Origin of the sequence: Sphingomonas faeni (assembly GCF_030817315.1) — a bacterium.
Lineage (GTDB): Bacteria > Pseudomonadota > Alphaproteobacteria > Sphingomonadales > Sphingomonadaceae > Sphingomonas > Sphingomonas faeni_C.
This window is the reverse complement of the sequence record NZ_JAUSZF010000001.1, coordinates 1723751-1738197: the sequence shown is the minus strand read 5'-3', so window position 1 is coordinate 1738197 and position 14447 is coordinate 1723751. Positions and strand designations below refer to the sequence as shown.

The 14447-nt window shown below is 64.3% G+C and carries 14 protein-coding genes; 6 read left to right on the top strand and 8 right to left on the bottom strand.

Annotated elements, in window-relative coordinates; all coding sequences use genetic code 11:
- Positions 1 to 193: 193 nt before the first annotated feature.
- Complete coding sequence (locus QFZ54_RS08070; protein ID WP_307086123.1) at positions 194 to 1519, bottom strand: MFS transporter; 1326 nt, start codon at positions 1517 to 1519, stop codon at positions 194 to 196.
- A 115-nt stretch (positions 1520 to 1634) separates the two neighbouring features.
- On the opposite strand from QFZ54_RS08070, the gene pgsA reads away from it, so the two are divergent.
- From pgsA to QFZ54_RS08055, 3 genes are read left to right on the top strand one after another with little or no spacing between them, the layout of a single operon-like run.
- The gene (gene pgsA / locus QFZ54_RS08065; RefSeq protein ID WP_307086121.1) at positions 1635 to 2186 is read left to right on the top strand and encodes a CDP-diacylglycerol--glycerol-3-phosphate 3-phosphatidyltransferase; all 552 of its coding nucleotides are present in this window, start codon (positions 1635 to 1637) and stop codon (positions 2184 to 2186) included.
- A 2-nt stretch (positions 2187 to 2188) separates the two neighbouring features.
- Complete coding sequence (gene moaD / locus QFZ54_RS08060) at positions 2189 to 2446, top strand: molybdopterin converting factor subunit 1 (protein WP_307086119.1); 258 nt, start codon at positions 2189 to 2191, stop codon at positions 2444 to 2446.
- The gene (locus tag QFZ54_RS08055) at positions 2443 to 2892 is read left to right on the top strand and encodes a molybdenum cofactor biosynthesis protein MoaE (protein WP_307086117.1); all 450 of its coding nucleotides are present in this window, start codon (positions 2443 to 2445) and stop codon (positions 2890 to 2892) included. Before moaD ends, QFZ54_RS08055 begins: the two co-directional genes overlap by 4 nt.
- 111 nt (positions 2893 to 3003) lie before the next feature.
- Here the strand turns inward: QFZ54_RS08055 and QFZ54_RS08050 are convergent, their stop codons facing one another.
- The 4 genes from QFZ54_RS08050 to QFZ54_RS08035 form a co-directional block, all read right to left on the bottom strand.
- Entirely contained in the window at positions 3004 to 3675 is a 672-nt protein-coding gene (locus tag QFZ54_RS08050) for a fasciclin domain-containing protein (RefSeq protein ID WP_307086115.1), read from the bottom strand.
- Positions 3676 to 3809: 134 nt separating this feature from the next.
- Positions 3810 to 4442 carry a fasciclin domain-containing protein gene (locus QFZ54_RS08045; protein ID WP_307086113.1) on the bottom strand — a complete coding sequence of 211 codons (633 nt, stop codon included), beginning with the start codon at positions 4440 to 4442 and terminating at the stop codon, positions 3810 to 3812.
- Between the two features lie 267 nt (positions 4443 to 4709).
- Complete coding sequence (locus tag QFZ54_RS08040) at positions 4710 to 5612, bottom strand: hydrogen peroxide-inducible genes activator (RefSeq protein ID WP_307086111.1); 903 nt, start codon at positions 5610 to 5612, stop codon at positions 4710 to 4712.
- A gap of 117 nt (positions 5613 to 5729) precedes the next feature.
- Positions 5730 to 6497, bottom strand: a complete 768-nt coding sequence (locus tag QFZ54_RS08035) for a sulfite exporter TauE/SafE family protein (protein ID WP_373458474.1) — start codon at positions 6495 to 6497, stop codon at positions 5730 to 5732.
- A gap of 172 nt (positions 6498 to 6669) precedes the next feature.
- Here QFZ54_RS08035 and epsC point away from each other — a divergent pair, with 172 nt between their 5' ends.
- Entirely contained in the window at positions 6670 to 7374 is a 705-nt protein-coding gene (gene epsC / locus QFZ54_RS08030; protein WP_307086106.1) for a serine O-acetyltransferase EpsC, read from the top strand.
- Between the two features lie 13 nt (positions 7375 to 7387).
- Complete coding sequence (locus tag QFZ54_RS08025; RefSeq protein WP_107953883.1) at positions 7388 to 7726, top strand: DUF2794 domain-containing protein; 339 nt, start codon at positions 7388 to 7390, stop codon at positions 7724 to 7726.
- A gap of 238 nt (positions 7727 to 7964) precedes the next feature.
- Here QFZ54_RS08025 and QFZ54_RS08020 read toward each other — a convergent pair whose 3' ends face one another.
- A complete protein-coding gene (locus tag QFZ54_RS08020; protein ID WP_307086102.1) occupies positions 7965 to 10901 on the bottom strand; it encodes a TonB-dependent receptor plug domain-containing protein in 2937 nt (978 codons plus the stop codon).
- A 158-nt stretch (positions 10902 to 11059) separates the two neighbouring features.
- Positions 11060 to 12364: a nicotinate phosphoribosyltransferase gene (pncB, locus tag QFZ54_RS08015; protein ID WP_307086100.1), complete on the bottom strand. Its 1305-nt coding sequence runs from the start codon at positions 12362 to 12364 to the stop codon at positions 11060 to 11062.
- 83 nt (positions 12365 to 12447) lie between these two features.
- Between pncB and QFZ54_RS08010 the strand changes: the two genes are divergently transcribed.
- The gene (locus QFZ54_RS08010) at positions 12448 to 13062 is read left to right on the top strand and encodes an isochorismatase family protein (RefSeq protein ID WP_307086098.1); all 615 of its coding nucleotides are present in this window, start codon (positions 12448 to 12450) and stop codon (positions 13060 to 13062) included.
- A gap of 86 nt (positions 13063 to 13148) precedes the next feature.
- On the opposite strand, the gene QFZ54_RS08005 is transcribed toward QFZ54_RS08010, so the two are convergent.
- On the bottom strand, positions 13149 to 14444 hold the full coding sequence (locus QFZ54_RS08005) for a glycoside hydrolase family 130 protein (protein WP_307086096.1): 1296 nt from the start codon (positions 14442 to 14444) through the stop codon (positions 13149 to 13151).
- Between the last annotated feature and the right edge of the window lie 3 nt (positions 14445 to 14447).

Below are 14447 nucleotides of genomic sequence, written 5' to 3'. Positions count from 1 at the left end.
GTCAGGCCGTGGACGACGATCACGACATAAAGCTGTTTTTCCTCAGCTTCTCGGCGTTCTTCACCTGCTTCTACAGCTTCATTTTCTAAGGCCTGCGCCCCCTTTTTTCCGGTCGTGCTGAGCGCAGCCGAAGCACCTGCTTTTGGTACTCACCCTTCGACTTCGCTCAGGGCGAACGGATTTAGGTGCGAGGCTACTCCCTTAGCGCAGGCAAACAACCGGTCGCATCGGCGTCGCAAGCCCGGTGCAGCTTCTGAGCCAGCCACGCCGAGACGAGACACATCGCCGCCACGAGGAACAGCATGTCCTCCGGCGATACCCCCATCGCGGTAATGCCGATGACGAGGATCGAGCCGATCGTCATAGCACCCGAATTGACGACGTTATTCGCCGCCACGGTGCGCGCCGTCTGGTCCTTCTCGACGGTCGTCGTCAGGAACGCATAGAGCGGCACGACGAACATGCCCCCGGTGATCGCGATCGCCAGCAACGTCCCCAGTACGGGAATCGCACCCGGCTGACGAATGAACCCCGCCCAGTCGTAATAATGTCCCGCCGGTGCCGCGGTCCAGTTGCGCGCGAGGAACGAGAACAGCACGACGAACCCGCCCATCGCGATCACCGAAGCCGGCGAGAACTTCGCGGAAATCCGGCCCTTCAGCATCGTGTTGATGACCACCGACCCAATCGCCACGCCGACCGAAAACACCGCGATCACGAAGCTGGCCACGCGTTCGTCGGCGGTCAGCACGTTCTTCACCAGTGGCGGGAAGACGATGATCAGCACCGCGCCGATCGTCCAGAAGAAGCTGATCGCGACGATTGCCAGGAACAGGCGCGGGATGTGCAGCGTCGCGCTGATCAGTCGCCACGACGCGGTGAACGGGTTGTAGTCGAGCTTCAGCGGCGGCCCTTCGCGCGGTGCGGGGGGCACCTGACGGCCGGAGAACCAGCCGATCACCGCGACGATCAGCACGCTGGCGGCAGCGCCTTCGATCGGGATCCAGCCCGCGGTCACCGTGCCGAGCAGGATCGCGAGATACGTCCCCGCCTCGACCAGCCCGGTGCCGCCGAGCACGTCGCAGGGCTTCAGATGCTGCGGCAGGATCGCGTATTTGATCGGCCCGAAGAACGTCGAATGCACGCCGAGGCACAGCACGGCACCGAGCATCAGCCCGATCCCCAGCGAGGGGTGGCCGGCACGCGCGACCATCAGGCCGGTCGCGCCGAGCAGCATGATGCCGATCTCGACCGTCTTCACGATCCGGATGATCCGCGCCTTGTCGTGGCTGTCCGCCAATTGCCCCGCGAGCGCGGACAGCAGGAAGAACGGCAGGATGCCGAGTCCCGTCGCCAACGCGTTGAAGTTCGCCTCCATCTTCGGATCGTTGAAGACGGCATAGGTGGCGAACAGGACCATCGAGGTCTTGAACAGGTTATCGTTGAACGCACCGAGAAATTGCGTCGTGAACAGGGGTAGGAAGCGACGTTGCTTCAGCAACCCAAGGGCATTGAGCATGACGAGAAATAGCCCTGATCGTTGCGAAGATATGGCAAACCCTTAGCCCAGCACCCTGCCGACGCCAACGTTTAAACCGGTTTCGCCCCGCGACCGACCGGTATAGAGGTGGTGGGTGCTGAGCTTGCCTAACCTCCTGACATTGTCGCGGATCGTCGCGGTGCCCCTGCTGGTCTGGTTCCTGTGGTGGCCCGACTGGGAGGCAGGCTATGGCATCGCCTTCGTGCTGTATTGCCTGATGGGCATCACCGATTACTTCGACGGCTATCTCGCGCGGTCGAGCGGCGCCGTGTCGCGGCTGGGGATCTTCCTCGATCCGATCGCGGACAAGATCATGGTCGCGGCGGTGATCCTGATCCTGGTCGGCACGCGCGATATTCCCGGCGTCCACGTCATCGCCGCGCTGGTGATCCTGCTGCGCGAGATCGCCGTGTCGGGGCTGCGTGAATTCCTGGCGCAGGTACAGGTCTCCGTGCCCGTGTCGCAACTCGCCAAGTGGAAGACGACGCTGCAACTCGTGTCGCTGGGCGGCATTATCCTAGGCGGCGCGGTGCCCGACATGATCTGGGTCCACACGGTCGGCATCGTCGCCTTGTGGGGTGCTGCCGTCCTCACCTTGCTGACCGGATGGGATTACCTCCGCGTCGGCCTGAAGCACATGGACTGAAGATGACGATACGGATGGTGTATTTCGCCTGGGTGCGGGAGAGAATCGGCACGGGCGAGGAATCGGTCGAGCCTCCCGCTAGCGTCGTGACGGTGGCGGATCTGGTCGACTGGCTTGCAGGGACGAGTTCCGGACATGCCGAAGCATTCGAGAACCGCTCGCGGTTGCGCGCGGCGGTCGACCAGGATTTCGTCCCGCTCGACACGCCGATCGGGACGGCGCGCGAGATCGCGATCTTTCCCCCGGTGACCGGCGGATGATCCATATCTCCGTCCAGCAGTCGCCGATCGATATCGGTGCGGAAATGACTCGTGCGGAGGTGGCGGGGGCGGGTGCGGTTGCGACCTTCACGGGGCTGGTTCGCGCGGACGACGGGGTCGGCACGCTTGAACTCGAACATTATCCCGGCGCTACCGAGGCTTCGTTGCTCAAGGTTGCGCAGGGCGCGGTCGAACGATGGTCTTTGAGCGCCGCAATCATCGTGCATCGGGTTGGGCCGATGTATCCTGGCGAGCGGATCGTTTTCGTCGCGGCGACCGCGGCACACCGCAGCGCGGCGCTGGAGGCCTGTGCGTATTTGATTGACCGGTTGAAGACCGATGCACCGTTCTGGAAGCGCGAAACGCGCGGTGTCGAAGCTAGCTGGGTTGAAGCGCGCGATGGCGATCATGTCGCTGCTGCTCGGTGGGATAAGCCGAAGGTCTGAACCAAGACTTGTTCTCCCACGACGGCGGGAGCCCAGGCTGGATCCCCGCCTTCGCGGGGAAACAATATGATACGGGCCGCGCTTCCCAAAGGAACCGCGGCCCGTAATCCTCTAGTCGAGCTTCGGAACGCTCATGCCGTTGGTGAGATGAACGACGCCGTTCGTCTCCTTGATGTCCGCCGTGTCGACATAGGCCTTGATCCCGGCCGTATCGGTCAGCTCGATGTTCCCGTTCGGGCCAAGTGACGCGATGAGCGGCTGCCCTGCGAGCGTGGTCAGCGTTGCCTTGCCACCGCCAGCAGTGATCTGCGCCTTAAGCTGATCCGCGGTCAGCGCGCCGGCCACGACGTGATACTTGATGATCTTCGCCAGCGTCGGCGCCGATTCAGGCTTCTGCAGCGTGTCGAGTGCGCCAGCCGGAAGTCGCGTGAACGCCTCGTCGCTGGGCGCGAACAGCGTGTACGGCCCCGGCCCTGCGAGCGTCGTCTGCAGCTTGGCCGCGGTCACCAGCTTCGCGAGCGTCGCACGGTTCTGCAAGGTCGGCAGCGCAGCAGCGATCGTCGTCGTCGCGGCGGCCGTCGATGCAGCCGGTGCACCGGCCGCCTGCGGGGCAGTCGCTACGCCGGGCGCGGTTGCGGTCGTAGGAGCGGTGGGCGCCCCGGTCTGCGGCGCAGCGGGCACAGCCGTCGGGGGTGCGGTAGGTGCGGCGGTCTGCGCCGTGGCGCCGGTCGCGAGAAGCAGGCTCGATGCTGCGGCAATCATAAGGTTTGTCTTAACAGTCATCTGCAACTCCAGAGATTGTGAAAGGGACGAATTAAACTCGAACGATGGAAGTTGGGTAGATTTCGGCCGATCTCAACGATTTCGCTGACAGGCCGTAGCATAGGCACGATGAACCGAGCCTTTCCATACGTCGATCAGCTCAGTTTCGGCACGATTACGCCGTTGACCACATGGATGACGCCGTTCGACTGACGAACATCCGCCGTCTCGACGTAACTCTTGTTGCCGTTGACGTCGGTCAGCGCGATCACGGCGCCGACCAGGGTCGCGGTGATCGGGTCGCCCTCAACCGTGGTCAGCGTGGCGGTACCGCCGCCGGCCGCGATGCGCTGGCGCAGATCCTCGGCGGTGATGGCGCCGGGTACGACGTGATAGGTTAGCACTTTCGTCAACGAGGCCTTGTTCTCGGGCTTCAGCAACGTGTCGACCATGCCCGGCGCGAGCCGCCCGAAGGCGTCATTAGTGGGTGCAAACACTGTGAGGGGGCCTGGACCCGACAGAGTGGGGACCAGCCCAGCGGCATTCACCGCGGCAACCAGCGTCGACAGGTTCGGCGCGGCCGATGCATTGTCGACGATCGTGCGGGTCGCCATCATCGGCACGCCGCCGACGGTCGGGTTGGCGACCGCAGGCGGACCGTTCGGCACGGCCAGCGCAGTATCCGCGGGCGTAGTCGAGGCACTCGCCACGTCGTCCTTCGATTTGCCGCTGCACGCGGCGAGCGCCAGCGCGCTGGTCATCAGCAGCAGTGGAAGCGTCTTCGACATCGTTCGATCTCCAGCGGGAACTGCGAAACATACGATCGAGGCCCGAGTTGGTTGCGCACCCGTGCCAATCTCGGGCCGAGGTGATGACGCAACGCTTTGATGTTCAAAGCGAAACAGGTCGGGGCCTAGAGCGAAACAGGCTCCCATCCCTGAAAGGGAGGGGCAGGGGGTGGGTAGGCCTGCTCGTGTCGCAACCGTCTAGACCCATGGAACCCGACCCACCCCAACCCCTCCCTTCCAGGGAGGGGCGAAGTAGAAGAACCCCGTTTACTGCACGTCCGCCAGCGCCTTCGCCATCAGCCGGAAATCCTTCTCCCTCGGGCTCGCCCGGCGCCACACCAGCGCGATTCGCCGCACCGCGTTCTTCTCATCGAGCGGTCGCGCGGTGATATTGGTGTTGTCCAGGATCCCCGCCTTGATTGCCATTTCGGGCAGCATCGTGATGCCGAGCCCATTGTCGACCATCTGCACGATCGTATGCAGCGACGTACCCAGCATCGTCGCCTCCGCGCGCAACTCCGGCCGGTTGCAGGCGCCCAGCGCGTGATCCTTCAGGCAATGCCCGTCCTCGAGCAGCAACAACCGCGTCTCGTCGATCGCCGACGCCGGGATCGCAGGACGGGCCGACGGCACCTCGCCGGAGGGATACGCAACGAACAACCGGTCCTCGAACAGCGTCTCGGACGTGACCTCACCGCAGGCATAGGGGAGGGCGAGCAGAACGCAGTCGGTCCGGCCGTTGTGCAGACCCTCGCATGCCGGGCCGCTCGGTTCCTCGCGCAGGAACAGTTTCAGGTCCGGATAATCCTTGCGCAATCGCGGCAGGATCCTCGGCAGCATGAACGGCGCGATCGTCGGGATCACGCTCATCCGCATGTCGCCCGACAGTGGCTGGCCAGCGGCCCGCGCCATGTCACCCAGTTCCTCCGCCTCGCGCAGCACGCGCCGCGCCTTGTCAGCGATCCCGTCGCCCAGCGGCGTGAACCGCACCACGCGCCGGGTGCGCTCGACCAGCACCACGCCGATCAGCGTCTCCAGTTCGCGCAAGCCCGCGGACAAGGTCGACTGCGTGACGTAGCACGCCTCCGCCGCACGACCGAAATGTCCGTGTTCCTTCAGCGCAACCAGATACTGCAACTGCTTCAACGTGGGTAGGTAGGTGGCTGCCATTAATCGCCTCTATCGATCATCCGACACTAGATAGAGTGCGGAGTCGATAACACCAGTCCTTCCATGCCGCAGCGCACAACGTCCCGCCCCAATGTCGGGCGGTTCATGGCCAGATCCTCAGTGCCAGATGGCGCGGTAGAGGCCGAACAGGCTGGTGATCGTGAGAATCACGCCGACCAGCACCATCAGCGTTTTCGCCGGCACGCGCTTTGCCAGGATCGCGCCGAACGGTGCCGCGAGAACGCCGCCGATCAGCAACCCTACCGTAGCCTGCGTAAACGCCGCCCAACCGAGTTGTGTGATGAACGTCGCCGATATCGTCGCGGTCAGGAAGAACTCGGCGGTATTGACCGTGCCGATCGTGGTCCGCGGTGCCGCACCCTGCACCAGCAGGTTCGACGTCACCACCGGCCCCCAGCCGCCACCACCCGCCGCATCCAGGAACCCGCCGACAAGCCCGAGCGGCTCGACGATCTTCGGCTCCTTCTGCTTGGGCGGATAGCGAAGCCCGCGGTAGAGTAGATACACGCCGATCGACGTCAAATAGGCGAGGATGAACGGCTTGGCCGTGCTCGCGTCGATGTTCGACAGCACGTACGCACCCAGCACGCCGCCGATCACGCCCGGGATCATCAGCCGCAGGAACAGCGTCCAGTTGACGTTCTTGTGCAGGACATGGCTGATTCCCGACACCGCGGTCGTGAACGTCTCGACGGTATGCACCCCCGCAGAGGCAGCAGCCGGGGGCACGCCGACCCACAGCAACAGCGTGTTCGAGATTACGCCGAACGCCATCCCCAGCGCGCCATCGACGACCTGCGCGGCGAACCCCACGAGGATGAACGGCAGCAGCGTCTCGAAGCTCAAGGTCGTCAGGTCGAACATCGGCATCCCCTCAATATCGGCCCAAACTGCAACGCGCCGGCTTATCCCACAACAAAGATAGGCTTTACCCCGATCCCAACGATGGGAAGCACCCTCCGATCCCCTCGTGCGTGCGGTTCTGGAAATCGGCGGTTCGATACCCTAGATACTGAAATCGCTAAGGGGACTGCGGATGTCGAGCGGATTACTGGCCTATCTGGATTCGATCCGCGCCCGCGACCCCGCCCCGCATTCGCGCGCCGAAATCATGCTGTACCCAGGTGTCTGGGCGCTCGGCTATCACCGCATCGCGCATCGGCTGTACAAGGCGAAACTCTATTTCCTTGCACGCTGCGTCAACCACTGGTCGCGCTTCACGACCGCGATCGACATCCATCCCGGCGCGACGATCGGTCGTAATTTCTTCATTGACCACGGCTTTGTCGTAATCGGCGAGACCGCGCAGATCGGCGACGACGTCACGATCTACCAGTGCGTTACTTTGGGCGGCACCAGCCCCGATAACGGCGTGCAGGGCAAGCGCCACCCGACCATCTCCGACGGCGCCATCATCGGCTCGGGTGCGCAGGTGCTCGGACCGATCACGCTCGGCAAGCGCTCGCGCGTTGGTGCCAACGCGGTCGTCACGCGTGACGTGCCGGCTGGAACGACGGTGGTCGGCATTCCGGCTCGCGCGACCACGATAGAGGGCGGCAACGCACCCGAACTGCCGCGCTTCGTGCCCTATGGTACGCCGTGCAGCGAGGCGTTCGATCCGGCGACGCAGAAGATGGAGCTGATGCGCTGCGAACTCGAGACGATGCGCAAGCGGCTCGACGCTCTGCTCGCCGATGGCCGCGTGGATGAGCGTCCAGAGGACCGCCGCGACCGCGCATGATGGGTGACAATTGATGGGCGTCGTACCCTTCCCGACACCGTCCAAGGCGACGCAGGTCGGCTTCGAACGCCTCGAACTGAATCGGATCCTCGACCTCTACGGCCGGATGGTCGCGGCGGGACACTGGCGCGACTACGCGATCGATCTCGGCAAGGACGCCGCGGTCTTCGCCGCCTTTCGCCGTGCCGCCGAACGGCCTGAGTTCAGGATCGAGAAACGCCCGTCGCTGCGTAACAAGCAGGGCATGTGGGCGCTTATCGGCGAGGGCGGCGCGGTGGTGAAGCGCGGGCATGAACTCGGGCCGGTGCTGGCACCGGTAGAGCGTCGTTTCATGAAACTCGTCGAGGACTAAGCCGCGGTTTTCTCCCCTCCCTGAAAGGGAGGGGCTGGGGGTGGGTAGGCCGGCTCGTGCCGCAACGTTGCCTTTTACGGAAACCCACCCACCCCCGACCCCTCCCTTCCAGGGAGGGGAGCAGAACTGGGCCTGTGGTGTCTTCTCCCTCCGTCGCCGTTTGGCATCACCTCCCCCGTGCCGGGGGAGGATCGATTAGCCAGGTCACGCGCAACGAGCGGACCGGCACCCCGTCAGATCAAAGCCCCCACGACAGTCGGATATACCCGAACTGCCCCGGCACGTCGTACGTGGTTGGATCATAGTTCGGCCCGGTGCAGCTGAAGCAGGCCGGTGGGTCCTGGTTGAAAACGTTGTTCACGCCGATCGTCAGTCCCAGCCGGTTCTCCAGCCAGCCCGGCGCCAGCGTGACCTGCACGTCGCCATAGAAGGTGTTGTCGAGCGTCTTGCCGTCCGCTTCCTTCACGCTCTTGATGTAGCGGCCGGTAAACGACGCACGCGCCATGCCGACGTCCCAGTCGACCACCGCATTGCCCTTGAACTTCGGATAGGACTGCTCGGGCGAGCCGCGCGTCGTTCCCTGGTAGTTGGTGGTGGTGAAGCCGACCGTCGCCGGGAAGCTCTCGGCGTATTTCAGCAGGACGTTGCCGTTGAGCGACAGCCCGAACGTCCCGGCCGAGGTCTGTGGCGAGCGATAGACCGCGGTTACGTCGACGCCGCGGGTGCGGATGCCACCGATGTTCTGCAACTGCGCGTTGATCCGCGAGATGATCCCGTTGGGCGTCCGGGAGATCGCCGCGCAGCTGAGCGCGTCCGCCGCCTGCGAACAGCGGCTCAGCGTCAGCGTCGCGTCGGTCGCCGCGATCGCGTCGTCGACCTTGATGTCGTAGTAATTGCCCTCGATGCTCAGTTGGCTGGCGATCCCGCTGGTTCGCGCCCAGCTCGGCGCATACACCGCGCCGAACAGCCATGTCCGCGAAGTTTCGGGCTTCAACGCCTCATTGCCGCCGGTCAGCACGCTCAGCTGTCCGCCATTCGGTTCCTGATAGCTGCCGTTCGCCGGCACGCCGTTGGCGATGCAGTTGGCGCGGACGGTTGCCGACGATTGGAACGGCGATCCGGCGACGTTGGTGCAGGGATCGTCGATCGCAGCGTCAGACCGCGATTCCGCGCCGAACAATTCGCCGATGCTCGGGGCCCGGAAGCCTTGCGCATAGGAGGCACGCAACAGCAGGTCGCTGAACGGCTTCCAAAGGGCGCTGCCGGTGTAGGTCGTGTTGCTGCCGCTGATCGAATAGTTCGAATGCCGCACCGCGCCACCGATCTCGAGCGACTGGATGAGCGGGGTGTTGTGGATCAACGGCACGCGCAACTCGGCATAGACTTCGTCCGAGTTGAAATTCCCGCGCGCCGGTTGCGCCGGGATATCCGCGCCGAGCCCCGCGGTGATCAGGGGATCGGGCGTGAAGCTGCCATATTGGACGCGGTGCTCATAGCCGGCAGCGAGACCCACGGCGCCGGCGGGAAGGTCGAACAGGTCGCCCGAGATATTGGCGGTATAGTCCTCCAGGCTCTGCGAACTGCGCGCACGTTCGTCGAACGCGATGTAGCCGAGCATCGCAGGCGTGACCGATCCTGCGCCACCGAAGATGTTGAACGGTACGCATGCCCCGGTGCAGTTCGCGACGGGCCCAAGCGCCTGGGCAAGATTGGCCGCGTTGATGTTGCCCGTGAACAGCTGCTTGGCATCATTGAAGCCGAGGACCGCGTTGACGTCCCAGTAGAATTTGTGGCTGCCGACGTTGAACGAGCCATCGAGCGTCGCGGTCGCCGACATCGTGTCGACGGTCTGCGAATAGGTCCGCTGGCCAGCCTCGACGAGGCGACGACGCACCGTCGAATAGTTCGCCGGACCATTGCCAGCGCCGCCCGCCGACAGCGTGTAGCCGAACGGGTTGTAGGGGTTGGTCGCATCGACCGAGATCGTGTCGAGCAGGTTGCCGTTGCCCGCATCCGGCCCGATCACCAGCGGCAGGAACGCCGCCTGGTTCTGCGAATTACGCCGCGTGTAGTTCAATTTGACGCGCAGGTTCACGTTATCGGTGAGCTCCTGCTTGGCGCTGACGAAGAAGCCGTAGCGCTCGGAGGGGGTCAGGAAATAGTTGAACGGCGAGAAGTTGAAGCGGTCGGCGGAGGTGAACTCCTTGAAATCGCTGTTCGGGCCGGTCGGGTTGGCGGCGTCGTATCGTGGCCGCCCGAGGATAGGGGCCGACTTTAGCGTGAGGTTCCGGCCGCCGACCTGGAAGAATCCGTTGGGGGTTGCGCCCGAACAGCCACCAATCTCGTCCGAACAACTCGTCTGGCCGGGATTGGGAAACTGGGAAATCTTACGATCGCGCGTGCTGACCGATTCCTGCTTCACATAGCTGCCGCCGAACACCACGCTCGTCCGCGGCGCCTGGATGCCGTAGCTGACGTTATAGTCCTGCGTGTGGCCGTCGCCCTGGCGGAACGTGCCGAACTGCGCGGAGGCCTTCAGGCCCTTTTGCTGCGACTTTGTGATGATGTTGACGACACCAGCGAGCGCATCCGAGCCATAGAGTGGCGACTGGCCCGACTGGAGGATCTCGATCCGCTCGATCGAGCCGACCTGGATCGTGTTCAGATCGACCGTCGAGGGAATGCCGCTCGCCGATGCGCCGTTGACGAAGCGAAGCCCATCGACGAGCACCAGCGTCCGCTTGGCGGTGAGATAGCGCAGGTCGATTTCGGCCGACCCTGCACCGACGCCGCCACCGTCGGGCGGATTGCCGATGTTACCCGAATTGTTGACCTTCGAATTGAGCCCGCCGGCTGCGCTCGGCAACCGCTGAAGGACGTCGGCGACCGACGACAGACCTGTGCGCTGGATCGATTCCGCATCGACGGTGACGACCGGCGATGGCTGGTCGAGCGGACTGCGACGAATGCGCGATCCGGTCACGACGATCTCGTCCCCGCCGGGTTGGTCGCCCGATTGACCAACGGTCGGGTCGGCAGCCTGCACGCCTTCGGCGGCCGGTGTCGTCACCGCTTGTGCGAAGGCCGGCATCGCCGCGAGCATCGCTGCCAGTGCCAACCCGCTGGCGCCGGCATATCTGCTCGCGCCCGTGAACGTCTTGAACCCACGCTTCAACATTTTTCCCCTTGTCCGCGCCCCAGCAACCATCCGCTCTCTTATCTTATGTGTGCGGATGATGGCTCAGGAGCGTAACGAAGCAAGGAAAGATTGCGCTATGCGATAACTTTATTACGAAACGTGTCGTGTGTGTTGCGCGTGGGACACGCTTGTGATCATACCAGAACAGGAGCCGCTGCACGGTCCGCTTCGCCGAATACCCGGAGGTATCGAGCGATCTCCGCGGGTTCGCCGGTCGCCTTGGCGGGATTGTCCGACAGTTTCACCGCCGGACGGCCGTTTGCCGCGATCACCTTGCAGACCAGCGAGATCGGCTCCAGCGCTGCCGCGCCGTCGGGATCGCAGCCGCGGAAGTCGTTGGTGAGGTTGGTGCCCCAGCCGAAACTCATCCGCACGCGACCGTGGAAATGGCGATAGGTCTGCTCGATCGTGTCGATGTCCATGCCGTCGGAGAAGATCAGCAGCTTGGTCTTGGGATCGACGCCCTGTTCCTCCCACCAGCGGATGATCTGCTCGCCACCCGCGATCGGCGGTGCGCTGTCGGGACGGAAGCCGGTCCATTCCGCCAGCCAGTGCGGCGCGTTGCGCAGGAACTCGGTGGTACCGAACGCATCGGGGAGGGCGATCAGCAAATTGCCGTTATAATGTTGCCGCCAATGCTCGAGCACGCGGTACGGTGCCTCGGCCAGTTCGGCGTCGCTGTTCGCGAGCGCGGCGGTCACCATTGGCAGTTCGTGCGCGTTCGTGCCGATCGCCTCGAGGTCGGCGTCCATCGCCAGCAGCACGTTCGAGGTGCCGATGAACCGGTCGCCAAGCCCTTCCTTCAGCGCCTCGACGCACCAGCGCTGCCACAGGAACCCGTGGCGCCGTCGCGTGCCGAAGTCCGAGAGCACCAGGTCGGGCAATTCGCGCAGCCGCTCGACCTTCTCCCACAGCTTCGCCTTGGCGCGCGCGTAGACGATGTCGAGCGCGAACCGGCCGCGGTCTCGCAGCGCGGCGCGCGACTTCAGTTCGTTGATGATCGTCAGTGCGGGGATTTCCCACATCGTCGTGTGGCTCCAAGGCCCTTCGAAATGCAATTCATACTGCCCATCGACCTTGCGCAGGTCGTAGGCAGGCAGTTGAAACTCCGCGAGCCAGGCGAGGAACTCGGGCCCGAACATCTTCTGTTTCCCGTAGAAGCTGTTGCCCGCGAGCCAGATCAGCTCCTTCTTCGCGAACCGCAGCGTCCGTGCGTGATCGAGCTGCGCGCGCAGTTCGTCCTCGTCGACGATTTCCGCCAACCGCACCGTCTTCGTCCGGTTGATGAGCGCGAAGGTGGCATTGACGTCCGGGTACGTCTGCCGGATCATCTGCAACATCAACAGCTTGTAGAAATCCGTATCGAGCAAGCTGCGCACGATCGGATCGAGCCGGAAATTGTGATTGTACGTCCGGGTGGCGATATCGGTCACGGCCATGCGCGCGGGCTCCTGCGTTGCGTGGGGCTGCGGGTGTCCGAGAAGACGCGTTTGTGTCAAGCAGCGGGCAAAGGAGACGGGCGATGGCGCGGTTCGTGGTCGTGGTGGATACGCAGTGGGATTTCATGGCGGGCGAGGGCGCGCTGAGCGTCGCGGGCGCCGAGGTGCTGGTACGGCAGATGCAGGCTTGGCTGTCCGCGTTGCAACCGGGCGAAACCGCCGGCGTCCTGTTCACCTTCGACACGCATTTCACCGAAACCTACGCCGCGTCGCCCGAAGCGCAGATGTTCCCGATCCACTGCGTTCGCGGCACGCGAGGGTGGGGCAACATGCTCGACGTCGCGCTGGTCGACCCTGCGATTCCCACTTGGCGGATCGAGAAGGGGGTGTTCGATATGTGGGCCGAGCCGGGTCTCGCGATCGAGGACGCGCGCGACGCAAGCAAGCCGACGATCCTGCGCGAAGACTTCTTCGCCACACTGGCCGCGAGCGGCGTCACCGACGTCACGGTGATCGGCGTCGCCGCGGATTACTGCGTTCGCTGGGCCATCGACGGGCTACTCGCGCATGGCTTCGCGGTGACCGTGCCAGCGGGTCTCACGCGCGGTATCGAGCGACAGATCGAGGCCGTTGCGGCCGACGATTTCGCCGGAACGGGGCTGATCGTCGAACGCGCAAGTACGCCAAATTCAGCGTAGATTGTTCTGCCGCGGGGGCGGGAGCTCAGTCTGGGGCCCCGCCTTCGCGGGGAGACATGCTAGTACCGACTGCCGATCGGCTTCCCTCACGCCATCGCTGCAAGCAACCGACTGACATCCACGGTCGCGAACGAGGCGAAGTTATCCGCCACCCCGAACGGCAGCAACAGCGTGCGATCATGGACGATTCCGCCGCAGCTATAGACGACGTTCGGGACATAGCCGTCGCGCTCGGCCGGGCTTGGCACGATCAGCGGATCGGTAATCCGTGCGAGCAATTTGGTCGGGTCGGCCTTGTCCAGCAGGCACGCGCCGATGCAGTAATTGCGGACGCTGCCGACGCCGTGGGTCAGCACCAGCCAGCCCTCGTCGATCTCGATCGGGGATCCGCAATTGCCCATCTGGATGAATTCCCAAGGCCATTTGGGCTCGACGATCCTGGTGCCGCCGTCCCAGGTCAGCAGGTCGTCCGAGGTCAGGTACCAGATGTTCTCGTTGTCCTGCCGACCGAGCATCGCGTAGCGCCCGTCGATCTTGCGCGGGAACAGCGCCATGCCCTTGGTCGCCGCGACCGCGCCGCGCATCGGCTGCATCTCGAACGTCTTGAAGTCCTGCCCGCGGAGCAGTTCGCAACGCGCTTCCGACCCGCTGAACGCGGTATAGGTGCCGAGATATTGAACTTCGCCTTCGTCCTCGAAACGCACGAGGCGAAGGTCCTCGATCCCCTGGTGCTGGCTCGGCAGGATCGGGAAGATCACGGTTTCCGACAGCTCGCGACTGCCCCCGCATTCCAGGCGGGTGGGACCACCATCGGTCGCGCCCTCGTCGGTCGGCGTCACGCGCGGCGGCACCGCGGTCTGGCTCGCCGGGTCGATCGTGAAGCCGTCATCGGGCGACCAGGTGCCAGTGCGGAACGTGATCGACGAGACATGGCCTTCGCCGATCCCGCGTAGCGACAGGATGAAGCGCAGGCCGCCGGCCGGAGCGCGGCTCTGGTCCGGATCGAGGACCATGCTGGGGTTGAACAACGCCGCTGCCTCGAACGAATATTCGCCGCTGAGATAGGCACCGATCAACAGTTTCTGATTGATATCGAAGTCGCGCGGATCCTTCAGCACCGCCATGACCTCTCCGAACCGGTGCAGGAGGAGTTCGTCGACGTCGCGGTGACGTTCGTCGAGCGACTCCATCACGCGGAGGCGCTCGGTGCGGAGTTCGTTGGACGACAGCGACAGCACGCGGTCGATCACGTGGACGACGCGCGGGTGGCCGTCGACCCTGAACGCGCCGGGATATTCGATGTTGAACGGCCGGATGACAGTCCGCGAAGGGTCGGGCCGCAACTGGATATCGGAATAGGCAACGAGTTCGGCTTCGGCCATGAT